Source organism: Shewanella sp. Scap07, from assembly GCF_013394145.1.
GTDB classification, from domain to species: Bacteria; Pseudomonadota; Gammaproteobacteria; order Enterobacterales; family Shewanellaceae; genus Shewanella; species Shewanella waksmanii.
Window position 1 is genome coordinate 1,988,878 of sequence record NZ_CP041329.1, and the last position, 19,890, is coordinate 2,008,767.

At 44.3% G+C, this 19,890-nt stretch carries 17 protein-coding genes; 9 read left to right on the forward strand and 8 right to left on the reverse strand.

Annotated elements, in window-relative coordinates; translation table 11 throughout:
• The first annotated feature begins 53 nt into the window (after positions 1 to 53).
• From FLM48_RS08685 to FLM48_RS08700, 4 genes are all read left to right on the forward strand, one after another.
• Positions 54 to 1,499 carry a hypothetical protein gene (locus FLM48_RS08685; RefSeq protein ID WP_179024375.1) on the forward strand — a complete coding sequence of 482 codons (1,446 nt, stop codon included), beginning with the start codon at positions 54 to 56 and terminating at the stop codon, positions 1,497 to 1,499.
• A 149-nt stretch (positions 1,500 to 1,648) separates the two neighbouring features.
• Positions 1,649 to 2,125 carry a DM13 domain-containing protein gene (locus tag FLM48_RS08690; protein WP_179024376.1) on the forward strand — a complete coding sequence of 159 codons (477 nt, stop codon included), beginning with the start codon at positions 1,649 to 1,651 and terminating at the stop codon, positions 2,123 to 2,125.
• A gap of 140 nt (positions 2,126 to 2,265) precedes the next feature.
• Positions 2,266 to 2,601 (forward strand): zinc ribbon domain-containing protein YjdM, encoded by a 336-nt coding sequence (locus FLM48_RS08695; RefSeq protein WP_179024377.1) that lies wholly within the window; start codon positions 2,266 to 2,268, stop codon positions 2,599 to 2,601.
• Between the two features lie 73 nt (positions 2,602 to 2,674).
• A complete protein-coding gene (locus FLM48_RS08700) occupies positions 2,675 to 3,385 on the forward strand; it encodes a trans-aconitate 2-methyltransferase (protein ID WP_179024378.1) in 711 nt (236 codons plus the stop codon).
• Positions 3,386 to 3,440: 55 nt separating this feature from the next.
• Here FLM48_RS08700 and asnB read toward each other — a convergent pair whose 3' ends face one another.
• The 5 genes from asnB to purM all read right to left on the reverse strand — a co-directional run bounded on the left by asnB (position 3,441) and on the right by purM (position 10,064).
• Positions 3,441 to 5,099 carry an asparagine synthase B gene (gene asnB / locus FLM48_RS08705; RefSeq protein ID WP_179024379.1) on the reverse strand — a complete coding sequence of 553 codons (1,659 nt, stop codon included), beginning with the start codon at positions 5,097 to 5,099 and terminating at the stop codon, positions 3,441 to 3,443.
• A 396-nt stretch (positions 5,100 to 5,495) separates the two neighbouring features.
• On the reverse strand, positions 5,496 to 7,139 hold the full coding sequence (locus FLM48_RS08710) for a M28 family metallopeptidase (RefSeq protein ID WP_179024380.1): 1,644 nt from the start codon (positions 7,137 to 7,139) through the stop codon (positions 5,496 to 5,498).
• A 223-nt stretch (positions 7,140 to 7,362) separates the two neighbouring features.
• Positions 7,363 to 8,109, reverse strand: a complete 747-nt coding sequence (locus tag FLM48_RS08715) for an HAD-IIA family hydrolase (RefSeq protein WP_028773795.1) — start codon at positions 8,107 to 8,109, stop codon at positions 7,363 to 7,365.
• A gap of 273 nt (positions 8,110 to 8,382) precedes the next feature.
• Positions 8,383 to 9,027, reverse strand: coding sequence for a phosphoribosylglycinamide formyltransferase (gene purN, locus FLM48_RS08720; RefSeq protein ID WP_179024381.1), 645 nt, complete (start codon positions 9,025 to 9,027; stop codon positions 8,383 to 8,385).
• A complete protein-coding gene (gene purM, locus FLM48_RS08725) occupies positions 9,027 to 10,064 on the reverse strand; it encodes a phosphoribosylformylglycinamidine cyclo-ligase (RefSeq protein ID WP_028773793.1) in 1,038 nt (345 codons plus the stop codon). Before purM ends, purN begins: the two co-directional genes overlap by 1 nt.
• A 213-nt stretch (positions 10,065 to 10,277) precedes the next feature.
• Between purM and upp the strand changes: the two genes are divergently transcribed.
• The gene (gene upp / locus FLM48_RS08730) at positions 10,278 to 10,904 is read left to right on the forward strand and encodes a uracil phosphoribosyltransferase (RefSeq protein WP_028773792.1); all 627 of its coding nucleotides are present in this window, start codon (positions 10,278 to 10,280) and stop codon (positions 10,902 to 10,904) included.
• A gap of 104 nt (positions 10,905 to 11,008) precedes the next feature.
• Here the strand turns inward: upp and FLM48_RS08735 are convergent, their stop codons facing one another.
• On the reverse strand, positions 11,009 to 12,328 hold the full coding sequence (locus FLM48_RS08735; RefSeq protein ID WP_028773791.1) for a Na+/H+ antiporter family protein: 1,320 nt from the start codon (positions 12,326 to 12,328) through the stop codon (positions 11,009 to 11,011).
• 412 nt (positions 12,329 to 12,740) lie between these two features.
• Here FLM48_RS08735 and FLM48_RS08740 point away from each other — a divergent pair, with 412 nt between their 5' ends.
• Positions 12,741 to 13,346, forward strand: a complete 606-nt coding sequence (locus FLM48_RS08740) for a peroxiredoxin C (RefSeq protein ID WP_028773789.1) — start codon at positions 12,741 to 12,743, stop codon at positions 13,344 to 13,346.
• Positions 13,347 to 13,775: 429 nt separating this feature from the next.
• Here the strand turns inward: FLM48_RS08740 and FLM48_RS08745 are convergent, their stop codons facing one another.
• Positions 13,776 to 14,351, reverse strand: a complete 576-nt coding sequence (locus FLM48_RS08745; RefSeq protein ID WP_256871096.1) for an aspartyl/asparaginyl beta-hydroxylase domain-containing protein — start codon at positions 14,349 to 14,351, stop codon at positions 13,776 to 13,778.
• Positions 14,352 to 14,612: 261 nt separating this feature from the next.
• On the opposite strand from FLM48_RS08745, the gene FLM48_RS08750 reads away from it, so the two are divergent.
• Positions 14,613 to 15,344, forward strand: coding sequence for an ABC transporter substrate-binding protein (locus FLM48_RS08750; RefSeq protein WP_028773787.1), 732 nt, complete (start codon positions 14,613 to 14,615; stop codon positions 15,342 to 15,344).
• Positions 15,345 to 15,412: 68 nt separating this feature from the next.
• Here the strand turns inward: FLM48_RS08750 and rnt are convergent, their stop codons facing one another.
• Positions 15,413 to 16,081 carry a ribonuclease T gene (gene rnt / locus FLM48_RS08755; RefSeq protein WP_028773786.1) on the reverse strand — a complete coding sequence of 223 codons (669 nt, stop codon included), beginning with the start codon at positions 16,079 to 16,081 and terminating at the stop codon, positions 15,413 to 15,415.
• A gap of 146 nt (positions 16,082 to 16,227) precedes the next feature.
• Here rnt and FLM48_RS08760 point away from each other — a divergent pair, with 146 nt between their 5' ends.
• Together FLM48_RS08760 and FLM48_RS08765 are read left to right on the forward strand one after the other, a co-directional pair.
• A complete protein-coding gene (locus FLM48_RS08760) occupies positions 16,228 to 17,097 on the forward strand; it encodes an OmpA family protein (protein WP_028773785.1) in 870 nt (289 codons plus the stop codon).
• A 614-nt stretch (positions 17,098 to 17,711) separates the two neighbouring features.
• Positions 17,712 to 19,859, forward strand: coding sequence for a prolyl oligopeptidase family protein (locus FLM48_RS08765; RefSeq protein WP_179024382.1), 2,148 nt, complete (start codon positions 17,712 to 17,714; stop codon positions 19,857 to 19,859).
• Positions 19,860 to 19,890 lie beyond the last annotated feature (31 nt).

Here is a 19,890-nt window from a genome sequence, read left to right on the forward strand (position 1 = left end):
AATTAAACAGTTTAATATCGGTGGGGGTGTAACTGGTACTAAGGACATTGAAAATGCATAGAGTAATCAGCTTAGTAAGTTGTGTTGCAATAGTTTTATCCATATCGGGTTGTAATGATTCTTCAGACAATGAAGTTTCACTCGATTCCCCACCTACAGTAGCTTCAAATGGCAATGCTTTTGTAGCGTTGCATGCTGATGGAACAATCACTGCTTGGGGGAATGAGCACTATGGAGGCAACATACACTGCGGCTTTCCATGTCGAGGAGTCGCAAATGAACCGAAAGATGTGATTCAGGTTGCTTCAATAAGTGATGCATTTGCGACCGTTAACGGGAGTGGTAGTGTTAATTTTTGGGGAATGGAGAATTTTGATGTTGGCTATGATGAAATAAAAAGTCATCTGAACAATGTGTCTCAAATAGTGACAACTAGCGCCACTAATGGCGGGGCATTCGCAGCGATGAAACAAGATGGTACGGTTGTGCTTTGGGGCGCTAGCGACTGGGGGGCGCATAATGGAGGTCAAACTCTGGAGAATATTAGTAGTATCACTGCAAGCTATAACAATGGCGGGGGCGCCTTTGCAGCTATTAAGCTCGATGGAACAGTGATCACATGGGGCAATCCCTATAATGGTGGCGATTCTGGGGCTGTGAGTGGTGACCTTCATGACGTGATAAGCATTACCGCAACTGGAAGTGCTTTTGCTGCATTAAAGCGAGATGGAACCGTGGTTGTATGGGGTAATGAAGGCTCTGGAGGAGATGCAAGTTCAGTCGCAAGTGAACTTAATGATGTTGTTGATATTATTGCTAGTGAAGCAGCTTTTTCTGCACTAACAGGATCAGGAGATGTCATATCATGGGGGAACAAGGATTATGGTGGCGATCCACATTGTGATGATGGCTTTATTTCATTTTGTACGCCAGCTTCATCTGAATTAACCAACGTTATCGACATTGTGACCAATGGGGAGTCTTTTGTTGCGATAAAATCTGATGGCAGTGCGGTTAGCTGGGGAAATAGCACCAAAGGTGGAAACAGCAGTGAGGTTCAAAGTCAATTGGTCGGGGTGACCGACATTGCTGGAAATAGCGGAGCTTATGCAGCTATAACAGAAGGCGGGAAGGTCGTCGCCTGGGGGAATGATAGCACTGGCGGTGATCCATACTGTGACATTAATACACCTTTCAGCGACTGTTCTCCAGCAAAAGCTGAGTTAAGCGATGTGGTTTCCATCGTTGGTAATAATCAAGCTTTTGCTGCGATAACTGCCAGTGGCAATGTTCTCACTTGGGGTGATGCTAGCAATGGTGGAGACCCTTTGTGTGAAAAACAAGTCGATTTCGTTTCGTGTGCTAAAGCGAGTTCAGCATTGACTGAAGTGATTGATGTTGTTCCATCTCGGGGAGAAGGCGGGAGTGCTTTTGCCGCTATAAAATCTGATAACAGCATCATTGCTTGGGGAAATTCAGATCATGGCGGAAAACAATAATGTTAGCCAATCATCATTTAGATCGTATCATTGATTCGAATGCCATAAGTCAGCTTTATATTTTACGATATTGGTGCTAAGCCACTTTAAATCGCTTTGGCAATGGGCTATTTTAACTGACTAAATTCCCTGTTGCTAAAGCGTAGTAAATGAAGCCAATTGTCGTCGTTCTCTTGCTTATCAGTCATGCCATCATTGCCATGATGGGCTTTGCTGCTGGGATATATGCGTTGCCTATTCTAACAGCGCCTGAGGCTCCTAAAGATCAAGTTATACAACAATTAGCGAGTGACGTTCGCTTTGAGGCCGAACTAAGGCGTGATTTAGTCGATAGTGATATGTTGCATTGGGGCGAGGGACGAATTGTGATAGGCGCTGAATCTATCTCTTTATTGGGCTCATTAGCACCGGGGCCAGATTATCGTTTGTACTTATCTCCAGAGTTTGTCGAAACAGAAGCCGATTTCAAACGTTTAAAATCGACGATGGTCAATGTCGGGCCGGTGAAGACTTTTAGTAATTTTATCGTGCCTATTGCGGATAACATTGAGCCGGCAGACTACACAAGCGTTATTATTTGGTGCGAATCGTTTGGTGAGTTCATTAGCGCAGCGCGGTATCAATAGATAAGATTTTAATTGAGGGGGCAATGGTGCTCCTTATACCGCTTGTATGGCTCATACATTAGTGATGAGCTAGGTTGGGTATGCGTCACCTAGTGATTGTTATCTGCAGTAAGTTAGTTTTTATTTTTATAGGAAATTTCATGTCGTTACCCCCATGTCCTCATTGCCAGTCAGCGTTTGTGTATCAGGACCAACAGCTGATGATCTGCCCTGAGTGTGCCCATGAATGGGACCCACTAGAGAGCGATGAAGAGGAGCTTATACAGGTCAAAGATGCCAATGGAACTTTGCTTGCCGAAGGCGATAAAGTGACGCTGGCGAAGGATTTAAAGGTAAAAGGTAGCTCCCAAGGATTGAAGATTGGCACCAAAGCGTTGATAAGGCGAATATTCGATAGCAAAGATCATCAACTTGATTGCCGTGTTGATGGTGCGGGAGAGATATTAATTACCGCTAAGTTTGTCAAAAAGGCTTGATAGATGGCAGCAATCAACATGGTTTGGCTGTGATGACGGCCTTTCAATTCAACTGCAATTTACCGGGGAGATCATGAAGCCTATTGAAATTGCCGCAGCTTACGATCGACTGACTCACCTTTGGAGTAAAGATAGCTTTAATCATCAAAATGGCCTTAGTGCGTTAAATAAAGCTATCGGGTTTGTTAGTCACAAAACTAAGCTGTCACCCAGTGACTTAGCTAGTCGTGCTGCCGATGGAGATACCGACACTGTAGCTCAAACGTCACCGATGACCACGAAATTTTTAACTGCAATAGATATTGGTTGTGGTTGCACTGGGCGATTTAGTCAGTTGCTCGATGAGCATCAATTTAAAGTCACAGGTTTAGACATTTCGACGCAAATGCTCCGTTTAGCCAAACAACGCCATATTGCACTAGAGCTTGCTGACGTTGACTTTATTCAAGCCGACATTTGTCTGCAACCACTGTCGCAGCAATATGATTTGATTATCGCTTGGGATAGCATTTGGCACGTTCCGTTAACCGAGCAAGCTAAAGTGTTGACCCATATTGTAAACAGCCTGACGGATGGCGGGGTGTTTATTTTTTCTTTTGGTGGCACTGAGCAAGCGGGCGAACATGTTGATGATGCGATGGGGCAACAAGTGTATTACTCATCTTTGGGCACCGCTGGTTTTGTTGGGCTGTTTAATACATTAGGGTGTCAATTGCGGCATTTGGAGTTTGATCAACACCCAGAGTTACATGCCTATATGATTGTGGAAAAAGTGACTAAATGATCACCTAAGCTGGCGGCAACAATCGATTGCCAGCCAGCTTAGATAATATGCGGTGTTAGTACGCGCTTTCGTGTACAGATTGAACAGCACGCCCTGATGGGTCAATAATGCCTTGTAGGCTTTCATCCCATGCTAGTGCTTCAGGTGTTGAGCAGGCGACAGATTTCCCTCCGGGTACCGTCTCTGCAGCGCTTGCTAATGGGAAATGCTCCTCAAAGAACACACGGTAGAAGTAAGCTTCTTTGGTTTCAGGTGTGTTGTAAGGGAAGCGGAATTTCGCGTTAGCCAGTTGTAGATCATCAACCTGTTCTGCTGCGTGATCTTTTAGACCATCAATCCACGAGTATCCCACTCCGTCACTAAATTGCTCTTTCTGGCGCCAAGCGACTTCCTGTGGAAGTTTATGCTCAAAGGCTTGACGTAATATGTGCTTTTCAATCTTGCCATCTTTTGACATTTTCGCTTCAGGGTTGATGCGCATTGCGGTATCAATGAACTCTTTGTCTAAGAAAGGTACACGGGCTTCCAATCCCCAAGCTGCCATGGCTTTGTTTGCTCGCAAGCAATCAAATAGGTGTAGTTTATCCAGCTTACGTACCAGTTCTTCGTGGAACGCTTGGGCATTCGGCGCTTTATGGAAATACAGGTAGCCACCGAATAACTCATCCGCGCCTTCACCAGAAAGTACCATTTTTATGCCCATGGCCTTAATTTTACGTGCCATCAGATACATAGGGGTCGCGGCACGAATAGTGGTCACGTCATAGGTTTCAAGGTGATAAATCACATCCTTAATGGCGTCTAGCCCATCTTGGAAGGTAAAAGTGATCTCGTGGTGAATCGTGCCAATGGCATCGGCAACTTTTTGCGCTGCGGCCAGATCTGGAGCTCCTTCGAGGCCTACCGCAAATGAATGCAACTGTGGCCACCAGGCGCTACTTTCGCCATCATCTTCAATACGGCGCTTGGCAAAGGTTTGCGTAATCGCTGAGATAACCGATGAATCCAGTCCGCCAGAAAGCAACACACCATAAGGGACATCAGACATCAATTGGCGCTTCACGGCCGCTTCTAGTGCTTCTCTTAACTGTTCGACACTGGCTTCATTGTCTGCTACGGCAGCATATTCTTGCCAATCACGTTGATAATAGTGTTGGTAGCCCGATTTAGTTAGGTAATGTCCCGGTTTAAACTCTTCTACTGTTTTACAAACAGGCATCAATGCTTTCATCTCTGATGCGACATAAAAGTTGCCTTCGACGTCGCGGCCAGTGTAAAGCGGAATAATTCCCATATGGTCACGGCCAATTAAGTATTCATCTTTGCTCTTGTCATAGAGCACAAAAGCGAAAATGCCGTTCAGCTTATCGAGGAAGTCTACGCCATACTCTTGGTACAACGCTAAAATAACTTCGCAGTCTGAGTTAGTTTGGTAGGCGTACTTTTCGCCAAGTTGCGCTTTGAGTTCTTTATGGTTATAGATTTCGCCATTGACCGCTAAAATGATTTGTTCATCTTGGCTAATAAGTGGTTGCGCGCCGTTAGCAACATCGACAATTGCTAGACGTTCATGGGCTAGTATTGCGTTATCGCAGCTATAAATACCTGACCAGTCTGGGCCGCGGTGGCGTAGCAGTTTGGACATTTCCAAGGCTACTTGGCGCAGCGGTGCTGCGTCTGATTGGATATCTAAGATAGAAAATACTGAACACATATGGCACTCCCAACAAAACTCTATAAATCTGTATTGGTTGTTACTGTGACAGCATTTTGCTCAATTGCCAAATATCAAATTGATAAAAATTGAGTATTTACAGGGTATTTTGCATTGATAATCCATTTTTGTGGTTTCAAAAATGTATTATCAATAATTTTTAGTGGGATTTGTTGGGGTATATTTGATTTTTCGGTGTTGATTGCCAGCTTGATTGGTTATTTATCAATGTGACTTAAAAAACTGCTGTTTGGTTAATAATTTTAGTAATTTGAGCTGTCTTTTGATTGGTTGGCTAATTATTAAACAATAAGCGCCATTATGGCGCTTATTGTAAAGGTGATAATTTCGCTTATCGGCAATACTGCTTATCACATTGGGTCGGCATTAAGCCCGTTACTCTTGTTTGGCCGGTCTTAGGTGATGAAATTCTGTAGCGGGGTAATAACCTGGCCAATCACTACTATTGGCAAGCTGATGCGCCGCTTGATAGTAAATGGCGAGATCTTGCAATGCACCTGAAAGATCCCAGTCGGCACGATATTCATCACAGACATTGTGATAACAGCCCTTCATTTTTTGCTTCATCTCCGCTTTATATGCTGCAGTCGCCTCGTCAATGGGCTGGGTTCCGCCACCGGCAAATACTGCAGGTACCCCTTTTTGTGCAAAACTGAAGTGGTCTGAGCGGAAAAAACCACCGGATTGGGGATTTCTCTCACTAACAGCGGTTCGATTTTGACTTACCAGTGCGGCTTCAAGGTAAGTCTCAAGTTCTGATTTACCTTTACCCACAATCGTATAGTCCTTGGTTTTTCCGTAAACATTGGTGCTATCTAAATTGAATATGGCAACAGATTTGTCGATAGGGTAAATAGGGTTAGCAGCATAGTAGCGTGAACCTAGCAAGCCTTGTTCTTCACCTGTGGTGGCTATAAAGGTAATTGAGCGATCGTTCGGGTGGCCTTGCTTTGCTTGTTGAGAAAACTGACGGGCAATTTCTAGAATGCCTGCAGTACCAGAGGCGTTATCTAATGCACCATTGTATATCTTGTCACCTTGCTTGCTATCATCAACGCCGATATGGTCCCAATGGGCGGTGAACAATACATGTTCATCAGCAGCGGCTTTTCCAGGTAGTGTCGCGACCACATTATAGCTGTCGGTAAAGGTCGCACTGTTAGCAAACGCAATGTCGGCCGTTTGGTTCAAATCGATGGCGATCGGCGCAGCAGCGGCGCGGTCCATTAAGGTGTCTAAAGATAAACCCGCTTTGCTAAATAAGGCTTGGGCTTGTGGTAGCTGAATCCAGCCTTCGATCTGCACACGCTGATCCATGACTTCTTGGCTGAGGACTAAATCTTGTTGTGGGCCAGTCCAGCTGTTTTCTACCACCGACCATGGGTACGATGCGGGTTTGGTGTCGTGAATGATAATTGCGCCTAACGCACCTTGTCGGCTAGCCTCTTCAAATTTATAACTCCAGCGGCCGTAGTAGGTCATGGCTTTGCCATTAAACCGTGATAACTCTGGCTGAGCGAAACCAGGATCATTGACGAGCATGATGGCAATCTTACCTTTCATGTCGATCCCTTGGTAATCGTTCCAATCATATTCTGGTGCATTTACCCCATAACCCACAAACACCAGCGGAGCCTGGCTAATGTCAATCTGCTCATTTTGGTGACGACTACTCAGTACGATGTCTTGACGGTAGCTTAAATCGATACCCGCCATTGTGATCGACTGATTTTCAGAAGCGGTATAACTGACCATAGGCACAGCTTGTAGAAAGCTGCCCTGATTGGCGCCGACTAACCCGGCTTGTGCAAAAGCATTACTCAGATAGTCTAAAGTGAGTTTTTCACCATGAGTGGTGGGTGCGCGCCCTTCAAATCGGTCGCTAGAGAGGATTTGGATATCATCTCTAAATCGTTGTTCATCAAAGTTTGGAGTGAAATGTTCGCTGCCTGTATCTGAGCTACCTTGACTGCATGCACTGACAACCATTGCAGCGCAAAGAGGTATAATATGTCGCATGTTTATTCCCGTAAAATATTATTATTTTTTGTTGTTTTTAATTATCGATTTTTATCTGTAGACACCGTCTATGCGGTTGTAGGCTATCATGACCGAACACCTTGCTATGATGCAACGTGCACAGTTTACTAAATTGTTACGCAATATTGCGCGTGAGGGAATTAACGTGAAAAATCAGTGGTGAAACGCAGATAAGCCCGTGTGGTTGCCTGCGTTCTATGGCTTAGACAATATCAATGTCACCGGCGCAATCAAAGATATGGTTAGGTCTAAAAGGCTCTTTGTCGATGTCGCTAATTTGACTCACACCGCTGGTAACCAAAATAGTTTCAAGGCCTGCTTGAAACCCTGCCAAAATATCTGTGCGCATGTTATCGCCAATGATGACTGTATTTTCGCTATGGCCATCAATATGGTTCAATGCTGAGCGAATGATCCAACTGCTTGGTTTACCAACATAAAATGGTTTGCGGCCAGTGATTCGCTCGATTGGGGCACATAATGCGCCGCAAGCGGGGCTATGCGCAGGGCCATGGGTATCAGGGTTGGTTGCAATAAATCGTGCGCCATTGGCGACAAATTGTGCCGCTTTATGGATCATATCCCAGTTGTAAGAACGTGTTTCACCCACAATCACAAAGTCAGGATTGATATCGGTAATGGTAAACCCAGCCTTGTACAGTTCGTGGGTCAAGGCTCCTTCACCAATCACATAGGCTTTGCTACCGCTTTGATGTTTAAGAAAGTCAGCCGTCGCCATGGCGGCAGTATAAAAGCACTCTTCGGGCACATTAATACCTGCTGCGCCCAAACGGTTTTGTAAATCTTTACCCGTTTGTACTGGATAATTGGTGAGAATGACCAGTGGATTGCCTTGCTCTACAATGCGGTGGATAAAAGTATCGCTGCCAGGAATAAGTTGATTGTTGTGCAGTAAAACACCATCGATATCGCAAATAATATTTTTCATCGGACCTTCTATGTTCATCTGTTTGTGCAGCATGAGAGCTTTATCTAATGACAAATACCGATAAAACACAATGACTTTTACTGTTTTAAGATTATTTTAGCTTTTGATTGGTATCGAAAACCAGAGATTTTACTGATTTGAGCGACTGTTAATGTACGAAAATGCAGGGATGTTATGTGTTGTCTGATGCCTAGAAACATCAATAAAAAAGGCACTGATTGCTCAAGTGCCTTTTCATTAAAATCTTGTTGCTAATTAAAGCGGTATCGCGAGTTAGTCTGCTGCGTAGCCACGTTCATCGAGGGCGATATTGTCTAAATAGGCAATACCGTCACGCATGTGCAATCGTTGCTGGCTGAACCATTTAACCACTAATGGATAAATGGCATGTTCTTGCTCATGCACACGTTCGGCCAAGACATTGACATCGTCTTCGGCATAAACCGGGACTTTTGCCTGCAAAATTACCGGTCCGGAATCCAGCTCTGGCGTAACAAAGTGCACGCTGGCACCATGTTCAGCATCTTTAGCTTCGATGGCACGTTGGTGAGTATGCAGACCAGGATATTTAGGTAGCAATGATGGGTGGATATTAATCATTTTACCTAAGTATTGAGTGACAAATTTGTCACTCAAAATGCGCATAAAGCCCGCTAACACGATAAGATCAGGTTGATACTTCTCAATGGCGGCACTTAAGCGCAGATCGTAGTCTTCGCGAGACTCGCCTTTATGCGCTATCACACAACTGGTATCGATTTCACTGTGGTGAGCTCGAACAAGTCCATATGCATCAGGCTTATTGCTAATAACACCTACAACTTCAGCGTTAAGGTGATCATCGCATCCATCAATAATGGCTTGTAAATTACTGCCATTACCTGAAATCAATACTAATACGCGATAGCACTGGGGCATTACACTATCTCCACTTGCTCTTCGTCACCATTGCGCGCGGCAATGCTACCGATTAGCCAAGCGTTTTCACCTTCGGCGGTAAGTAAAGCGAGTGCGCTTTCAACTTGTGCTTCAGGTAGGGCGATGATCATGCCCACACCACAATTGAAGGTACGGTACATTTCAAATTCTGCAATGTTGCCGTTTTCCATTAGCCAGTTAAATACTGTTGGCCACTGCCAAGAATCGCCTTTTACAACCGCTTTAGCGTTGTCTGGTAGTACGCGAGGGATGTTTTCCCAGAAGCCACCACCGGTGATGTGCGCCATTGCGTGTACATCGTTTTGTTCTAGCAGCTTAAGTAGCGGCTTAACATAAATTTTAGTTGGCTCAAGTAAGTGATCAATTAACGGCTTACCTTCAAGTGAGGTTTGTGGATCCGCTTGACTGACTTCAAGAACTTTACGAATAAGCGAGTAGCCATTTGAATGCGGACCGCTAGAACCCAATGCGATTAACGCATCTCCTGCAGCCACTTTTGTACCATCAAGTACTTCATCTTTTTCTACAACACCAACACAGAAGCCTGCAAGATCGTAATCTTCGCCTTCGTACATGCCTGGCATTTCAGCCGTTTCGCCACCGATAAGTGCACAGCCTGATTGGGCACAACCTTCGGCAATACCATTGACAACTGATGTCGCTGTTTCTACATCAAGCTTGCCAGTAGCATAGTAATCTAAGAAGAACAGTGGCTCTGCGCCAGCGACAATCAGGTCGTTAACGCACATAGCAACAAGGTCTACACCTACGCTGTCATGCTTTTTATAGTCAATGGCCAGTCTAAGCTTGGTACCGACACCGTCTGTGCCAGAAACTAGAACTGGATGTTTGTACTTAGTTGGTAGCTCACACAGAGCACCAAAACCACCTAGGTTGCCCATAACTTCTGGACGGTGGGTACGTTTAACAGCAGATTTAATATTGTCTACTAGGGCGTTGCCGGCATCGATATCAACACCTGCATCTTTATAGCTTAGCTGGGTAGGAGTGCTCACGGAGGATCCTCTCGGGTACATCGTTATTGGATTTTATGCGGCGCTATTCTACCAGCTTGTTCGCAGCCTCGAAAGTGATGATTGCTATTTATCAAAAGGACTTGGGTCACGATTTAGTGTGTTTGTAAAACTTTATGTTTTCCATTGTGAACAAATCTACTAAAATTGCTTCAATTTGATGGTAAAACTCGCCAAATACATCAGGAGAATAAGATGAAAGTTGTTGAGGTTAAACACCCTTTAGTACGTCATAAAATAGGATTAATGCGTGAGGGAGACGTAAGCACTAAGCGTTTTCGTGAGTTAGCTGCTGAAGTAGGTAGCTTATTGACCTACGAAGCGACTGCTGATTTTGAGACAGAATTAGTCACCATCGAAGGTTGGAACGGCCCGGTTGAAATCGAACAAATCAAGGGTAAAAAGGTCACAGTGGTACCGATCTTACGTGCAGGTCTTGGCATGATGGATGGCGTACTTGAACATATCCCGAGCGCTAGAATTTCAGTCGTTGGTATGTACCGTGATGAAGAAACCTTAGAGCCGGTTCCTTATTTTGAAAAGTTAGCCAGCAATATGCCTGAGCGCATGGCGTTAGTGGTTGATCCTATGCTTGCAACAGGCGGGTCAATGATATCGACCATTGACCTACTTAAAGAACGTGGTTGTAGCGCAATAAAAGCGTTAGTGTTGGTTGCTGCGCCGGAAGGGGTTAAAGCTTTAGAAGAAGCACACCCAGATGTAGAGCTATACACTGCATCAATTGATCGCTGCCTCAATGAGCAAGGGTACATCTTGCCAGGCTTAGGTGATGCCGGTGATAAGATTTTTGGTACTAAGTAACCATTAATATGATGGGGAAACCCACGCTAAATTGATAAATAAAAAAGGAGCCTGTTGGCTCCTTTTTTGTTGACTCTAAACCGTGCTAAATAACGTTGACTTGCTTAGAGCACCATGGCTGCAATCCAACCAAATACCAATAACGGAATATTGTAGTGAATAAAGGTTGGGATAACACTGTCGCGTATATGGTCATGCTGACCATCGGCATTCAAACCCGCGGTTGGGCCTAGTGTTGAGTCTGAGGCTGGCGAACCTGCATCCCCAAGCGCCGCCGCGGTTCCCACCAACGCAATCGTTGCTGGCACAGAGAAGCCAAAGGTAATGGCAAGTGGTACATAGATAGTGGCAATAATAGGGATGGTCGAGAATGACGAGCCAATCCCCATGGTGATAAATAAACCCACCAGTAACATAAGAAAAGCGGCTAAGGCCTTGTTGTCGCCTATGATGTCGCTCAGTGAGGCGACAAGTGTGGTGACATCGCCAGTCGCTTTAACTACCGCTGCAAAGCCCGCTGCCGCAATCATGATAAAGCCGATATTGGCCATCATGCGCACGCCTTGGTTGAAGATATCTTGATCAGCAACATGGCTCAGTGCGCCAGAGAAACTAAAGATAATAAAGCCGATTAGCGCGCCAAAAATCATTGAGCCAGTGTAGAGTTGTACTGCCAACGTTGCTGCAATTGCCACTAGAGAGATAGCGATATTTTTGCCACTAATTTGCTGCTGTAGTTCTTCAGTTTCAACATCGTTGGCTTGATATTCACGCGGTTTACGGTAACTGACGAATACCGCAACCAGTAGACCACAAATCATGCCCAAAGCCGGGATAAGCATCGCCGATGGGATCTGTTCGCGCACTGCATTAAGATCGTTGCTATTAAGGTTAGCAAGTAAGATATCGTTTAAGAAAATGCCGCCAAAACCTACGGGTAAAATCATATAGGTGGTCACTAGACCAAAGGTCAGCACACACGCGACCAAACGTCTATCAAGTTTGAGTTTTGACATGACATGCAGTAGCGGTGGAATCAAAATAGGGATAAATGCAATATGGATAGGTAGCAAGTTTTGCGAAGATACTGCCATAGCCAGGATGGCGAACAGCAGTAACCATCGAACGCGCTTAATATTGGTTTGGCTTTGCTCTTTGCCCAGTGCACCAATTACTTTTTGTGATATTAATGTCGTCAATCCTGAGTGGGAGAGGGCAACGGCAAATGCTCCTAGCAGCGCATAGCTCAAGGCAATTTGTGCTCCGCCACCGAGTCCAGTGTTAAAGGCATCAACAGTTTGTTGAAGATCCATGCCCCCCATTAAGCCCGCAACCAACGCACTGATGGTTAGAGCTATCACAACATTTACTCGCGCAAGACTCAGGCCCAGCATTAAGCAAACGGCAACAACAACAGCATTCATATATTTATACTTTCTAATTTTTAGTTTGATTAAGAGGCTATTCTTGCCAGTAAAAGCACAATATGTCCAGTTTCAAGCGTATTTATATGAGATATATCAACGCATGTTAGACAGATGTTTTAATGCTGCGCCCAAAGGTAACGCCTTGGTCAAACTTATATCTCACGGTGCTAATAATATGTTGTTGAACACCATAGGCATGATAGTGCCGCACAAACTCTAATCCCTGTATTACGTAGGGGTTTAGCGACGAAGTTGGCTGATAATGGTGCATTTGTGAGCCAGTTCGATGAATATTTATTTAAAAGAGTGATATTCATCGCAAAACCCTTGTGCAAGATTAAACACTGCCTATAATGCCAATATATTTAAAACGAAAAATCGTTTTTCAATCCATAGATGGAGATATAAAATGAGCGTATTAGTAGGCCGTCCGGCTCCTGACTTCACTGCTGCAGCTGTACTTGGTAATGGCGAAATCGTAGATAGCTTTAACCTAACTGAAGCGATTAAAGGCAAGCCAACGGTAATTTTCTTTTACCCACTAGATTTCACTTTTGTTTGCCCTTCAGAACTGATTGCTTTTGATCACCGTATGGATGAGTTCAAAAAGCGTGGTGTTGAAGTGATTGGTGTTTCTATCGATTCACAGTTCACTCACAATGCATGGCGTAACACGCCAGTAGACAAAGGCGGTATTGGCCAAGTTCAATACACACTTGTTGCTGACGTTAAGCACGAAATCTGTAAAGCATATGATGTTGAGCATCCAGAAGCTGGTGTGGCTTTCCGTGGTTCTTTCCTAATCGACAAAGAAGGCCAAGTTCGCCATCAAGTGGTTAACGATCTGCCACTAGGCCGTAACGTTGATGAAATGCTACGTATGGTTGACGCACTACAATTCCACGAAGAGCATGGCGACGTATGTCCTGCTGGTTGGGAAAAAGGTGACAAAGGTATGGACGCAAGCCCAGAAGGTGTTGCATCTTACCTAAACGACAACGCTGACTCGCTATAATTCGAGTCCCAGCGATGTACAATTAAGCCGCAGAGATGCGGCTTTTTTTATGGGCGAAATCCCATTTTTAAGCTAGTTATACCAATCAGTATAAGAATTTGATCTACTCAGCGCGCTTTGGGCAAACTAATTCAAGGCGAATGATTGAAACCATGGTTGTTCCCTTGTGAAATTATTCAACGCAGAAGTAGGCAGCCAAAACGCGCCAGAATGGCGAGTTTTAGCGATTCTGATGCTGTGTTAACGAGCTTAACCGTAGAATAACTATGCTCTTCACTCGTTGCAAACCACATGGATGTGGTGAATGTCATTAATGCAGGAGCATTTAAGGACCTTACCTCAGAACCGCTAAACTCTCGCTGAGTGACTAAATGTTTATACTGATTGGTATTAGCTAAGCTAAGGGGGACAGCTAACTATCACATCTTGCTACTGCATTTTCAATTGGGTCGCGAGCCAAAGGTTAATTTCAGCATCTATTACCAGATGAACTCTATCTTCGGCGCTGGCATTGCTGACCGAATGAGGGTCACTCAATCGCAAGTACCAGCATTCACCAGCATGCATGGGAACTGAATGTGAGTTGAGCCTAAAATCTATATTAGTGTTTGTTGTGATAGGGATATGCAATCTAGCTTTACCGTGTTCACTATCTAAATCATGGTCAACATGTTCTAACACATTAGATTGTGCCGCCAATTTCATTAACCGTACATTAAGTATCGGGCAGCGAAAATGGTTCAATACCGCCTGAATATACGGCGCTTGTTGCAGGTAGGGTGTGTTTTTAAATTCGGTGCTGGTGGGGTCAGAATAGATCATTTTAATTGGATGTTGAGCGTTGGCGTCGCAGCGAAGTGCTATCGCTTGCCAGTCTCCCTGATAATGTTCAGCCACAAAGTGATCAGTCCATTGGGCTGAGGTGATCAAATCTAAGTTCTGTTTTAACTGTTTAGCATCAAACTCGAAGGGGAGTTTAACTCTATCTGGTAGGGTAATATTCATACGGCCTAGCTCCCTGTGGCACGGTGTTGATAGCAAAATCCGTTTTAGCCCGACAATCATTGTCTGACTCTCATAGTCTAGTCGGTTTCACTTAATCTGGCTCATTTTGACCCTTATTAGCAGCATAATGCAGACTTTTGTACTATTGGGGTGTTATGTTATTAATTAAGGTAGCATGTTCATCTGTACCATGTGCCGATGTTGGTAGTATCACCTGATGGTTTTGATTGTTGATTGGGCGACAGCTGTAGGGAGGCAGAAATGTTGAAATGGGTTGTGATGCTAGTGTTGTGCTGGTCATCATTTCAAGCACATGCACAGCCGCTAAAATATAATGTGAATGCCTCGAATACTTGGTATCCCTACTATATTGGCGATCCCGAAGCGCCTGGGATCATGGGCGAGTTAATTCCAAGAATATTTACCCAAGCCAATATCGACATCGAGAAAATCAATCTTCCGCCTAATCGAACCAATAAAGCACTTGATACGGGAGAGCTCGATTTTGACGTAGTCAGTCCAAGCTGGTTTAGTCATCAGGATTTGGGGCCTAATTTTGTGCATTCTGAGGCGATATTGCCGATAGTCGAGCGCATTGTCGTGCTTGAAGAGAATAAAGCTGATTGGCAAGATATTGAGCAAATTTATGATAAGCGCATAGGTACGGTTAGAGGCTACCTGTATCATGATGACGATCGCTTCGTTCGTGCTGATTTTAGCTCAGAACGAGAGCTGATAAAGGCATTACATAAAAAGCGTATAGACGCCATTATAAGTGGCGACTTACCAGCGCTTTATTGGTCGCAACAGTTAGGCCTGCACGTTGAATTGGCAGCAGTGCATTCAGATGGCGATTTAGTGATTCGATTGCGCAAAGAGCATGCGCATATGTTGCCACAAATTAATCAAGCGATAGGGCAACTCAAACACAATAAGGTTGTATCGCAAGTCATTGCCAAATATGTGGATATGCAAAACCCGGTGTTTCGTTAGCAGTCAATCGTGGTATGAAAAAAAGCCGCTGTAAATTGACAGCGGCTTTTTGTTGTTTGTGCTTGTGACTAGCACGCATCGCCGTCGGATTGCGACTCTTCGGCTACTGCAAGTGGCCAGCCGCCTAACGCCTTCCATTTATTGACAATATGGCAAAATAGCTCGGCAGTTCGCTCAGTATCATATAGCGCCGAGTGTGCCTCTTTATTATCAAAGTCGATACCCGCAATACCACAAGCTTTAGCAAGAACGGTATGGCCTAACGCTAGGCCTGATAGCGCTGCGGTATCGAAAGTTGCAAACGGGTGGAACGGCGTTCGTTTTAGGCCATTACGGTCGATTGCTTTGGTGACAAAGCCGTGATCGAAAGCGGCGTTATGGGCAACAATAATACTGCGGTGGCAGTCACTGGCCTTTTGGGCTTTTTTCACTTCTTTGAAAATCTCTAAAAAGGCTTCTTTTTCCGATACGGCACCACGTAGTGGGTTGTTTGGATCGATGCCATTAAATGCTAGTGCCTCTGGTTCGAGGTTAGCCCCTTCAAATGGCTCAATGTGGTAATGTAGGGTTTTATCTAATACTAATTCGCCTTGTTCGGTCATTTTTAATAAGGTGACGGCAATTTCGAGCAGCGCATCGGTTTGTGCATTAAAGCCTGCTGTTTCTACATCAATGACCACAGGAAAGTAGCCACGGAATCGATGATTAAGTTTGTTAGCGTCGCAAATATCGCTCATTAAAATGTCCAATTTATTAGCAGGACGCTATTATGAGCTAAGATGTAATTGGTTGTCATGTTTGATTGATGATTATTTAGGCTAAAGGTTCAGGAAAGTGTGCCGATAGGGTTAAGTAACGGCAATAAACGAAGAGTGCAAGGAATATGTGGTTAAGAGGGTTACTAGCTTGTGTAGTATGTCTGCCTTTGACGGCTCAAGCAGAGTTGCGCCATTATGTTGCATCACTGGACCAATCAAATTGGCGTATTAGTGATAATACCCCCATTGTATGTCGCCTCGAACATGAAATCCCCTCTTATGGTAAAGCTGTGTTTACCAGCCGCGCGGGAAAAGATCATGATTTGAATTTCTCATTGGATATGTGGGTTAAACCCGATGCAGTGACAGATGCCAAGTTAATGAGTTTGGCACCGGCATGGCGACCAGGCGTTGTGTCGAAGAAAATTACTGAGCTGACCTATCAAAAATACTTTAGTGGTGAAGTGCCTAAACAAGCTGCTTGGTCGATGCTTGCAGAGTTAGAGCAGGGGATGCAGCCGACTTTTTATTATGCGGATTGGTACAATCAATCAAACAAGATTGCCGTGGGGTTATCAGCGGCTAACTTTAGCCGTCAATACACCCAGTTTAGAGCCTGCCTTGCTAATTTATTGCCCTATAGTTTTGAGGATATTGCCTTTACGGTTTTAACCTATGAATTTGGTGGCGCAGAATTAACCCGCTATTCAAAAGCGCAGATAGCCAAAGTACAAGAGTATCTGTCTTATGATTCAGATGTGGAGTTGGTACTCATTGACGCCTATACCGACAGTTACGGCGGCCGCTCAGTAAACAAAAAAGTTTCAGAAAAACGTGCAGAATCTGTAAAAGAGTTTTTCTTGGCAGCGGGCATTCCTGATGACCGTATTTATACCCAGGGCCATGGCGAGCGCAAACATGTCGCATCAAACAGCACCATAGATGAACGAGGCCGAAATCGACGCGTGGTGATTAGGTTAAGTAAGCCAATGTAGCACTAAGTTTATCTGTAAAGCCCAACATTAAGTTGGGCTTTTTTGTATCTGACGTACAAAATGCTCGGGTTGAATTGACAAATTTCAGGCAAAAAAAAGCCCACTTAATCATTAAGTGGGCCGCAAAATAAAACATTGCAATCAACAAATTGAAGGAAGGAAGTCAAGCATAAGAACCAGGGATGTGACTCACGTGCTAGGCACATAAGTCGAAAGTTCTTGTTTTCATAATCTGCCTAGGCAGACACTTCCTGAAAACGAGATGAATTATAGTGTTATCCATCTGGACCGACAAGCTAGAAAAATTTCATCTATACATTAATTTTTCTAATGGGTTGCGGGTGAGGTAATGTGAGCGAATGCACCAAAATAAGTGGTTTTCGAGTCATTAAGCACATTCTGTGCATATTTCTACAGTTTAATTTATTTATGTTTGTTATGTTTTTATTAACAACAAAGATGCCAAAGAAGTGTCAGCAGATATTTTTATCTGATTGCCATGTTTTTTTTTGCTTGTATAGTACGGCTTGATAAGTAAATAAAATCATAACAAATCAACTCAGCGACGACCGCACGGTCTGCGTTGCGGTTAATATTCACCAGGATGGCAACTCATGGTTCTTGAATCCATATTTTCTAAAAAATCACTTTTGGTAGCGGGGCTAAGTATTGCCCTGTTTGGCTGCCAAAATAATCCCGATAACCCAGCAGAGCAGGCAGTAACGCCAACAGGTGTGGTTGAAACGCTACATGGCGTTGAAGTGCACGATCCTTATCGCTATTTAGAAGAAGAGAGCGATGCGACGCACAAGTGGGTTAAAGAGCAGCAACAGGCGGGTCACGCTTACCTTGCGCAAATTGATAACAAACAAGCCGTTGTCGACCGTATAACCCAGCTTTGGAACTACGAAAAGCAATCTGCGCCGTTTGACCACGGTGACAATACCTTTTATTACCGTAATGATGGCTTGCAAGCACAATCCGTGCTGTATGTAAAAGGTCAGGATGGGGTGGAGCGTGTTGCACTCGATCCCAATAAGCTTTCAAGTGATGGTACGGTAGCGTTATCTGGCGTTTCAGTAAGTAATGATGGTAAAACCATTGCTTATGGTGTCTCTAAGTCAGGCTCTGACTGGCAGCAATGGCAGTTTATCGATGTGGCATCAGGCCGTACCTTAGGTGATGAGCTTAAGTGGATTAAGTTCTCTCGCGCTGAATGGGCTGCAGACAATAGCGGGGTGTATTACTCTCGCTATGATGCACCTGCCGGTGGCAACTTGCTGGCGGATGTAAACTTTAACCAAAAAGTTTATTTCCACAAATTAGGTGACGAGCAAGCTAATGACACTTTGGTTTATGAGCGCCCGCAAAACAAAGACTGGGGCTTTGGTGCTGGAGTGTCAGAGAAAGGCGACTACCTGCTAATCTCTATTTCTCAGGGTACCGATAGTCGCAACCGCTTTTTCTATAAATCACTTACCGAAGCTGACGCGGAAGTCGTTGAGCTCATCATTAACTTGGAAGCAGAATATCAGTTTTTAGGCAATGACAAGTCGGTGTTCTATTTTAAAACTGACCTCGATGCACCTAATGGCAAAGTGATTGCCGTTGATGTTAACCAACCAGCTAAAGATAACTGGAAGACGGTGATTGCTGAAAGTAGCGACCCTATTAGTAATGTTGAGATTGTTAATGATCACTTTGTTGTGAGCTATTTGCATGATGTGTTAGGTAAGCTGTCGATCTTTAGTATGAATGGCGATAAGCGCCAAGATGTCGATTTACCTGGCAAAGGTAAAGTGGCCGGTCCTTATGGTAAACGCAGTAAAGATTATTTTTACTACGTATTTAACAGTTACGTACAACCACAGACTACTTACCGTTTTGACTTTAAAACCGGTAAATCAACTTTGTTTGCTAAGCCCGATATCTCATTTGACCCGAATGACTATGTATCTGAGCAGGTGTTTTATACCAGTAAAGATGGTACTCGCGTGCCAATGATGGTGTCGTATAAAAAAGGCTTAGAAAAGAATGGCAACAATCCAACATTACTTTATGCTTATGGTGGTTTTGCTATTTCACTGACACCAAGATTTAGCCCTGCCAATATTGCATGGATGGATATGGGCGGCATTTATGCGGTACCAAATATTCGCGGTGGTGCAGAATACGGTGAAAGCTGGCATAAAGCCGGTATGTTCGATAAAAAGCAAAACGTGTTTGATGATTACTATGCCGCTGCTGAGTATTTGATTGAGCAGAAATACACTAACTCAAGCAAGTTAGGTGCGTACGGGCGTAGTAATGGTGGCCTATTGATGGGCGCTGTATTGACCCAACGTCCAGAGCTTTTTGCTGCCGTGCTTCCAGCGGTTGGGGTATTGGATATGTTGCGTTTCCATAAGTTCACCATCGGGTGGGCTTGGACCAGTGAGTATGGTAGTGCCGATGTTGCTGAGCAATTCCCAGCATTGTTAGCGTACTCGCCATACCACAACATTAGCCAGCGTGAGTACCCAGCGACAATGGTGATGACCGCTGATCATGATGATCGCGTCGTGCCACTTCACAGCTTTAAGTTTGGTGCTTTGCTGCAAGATAATCAAAAAGGCAAAGCCCCTGTGATTATGCGTATTGAGTCTAAAGCGGGTCATGGTGCGGGTAAGCCAACATCAATGAAAATTGATGAATTCGCTGATATCTACACCTTCTTATGGACTAACTTTGGATTGAGCGTTCCTGCCAAAATTGGTCAATAGTTGCATCGTGTTGATTAAAAATTAAAAAAGA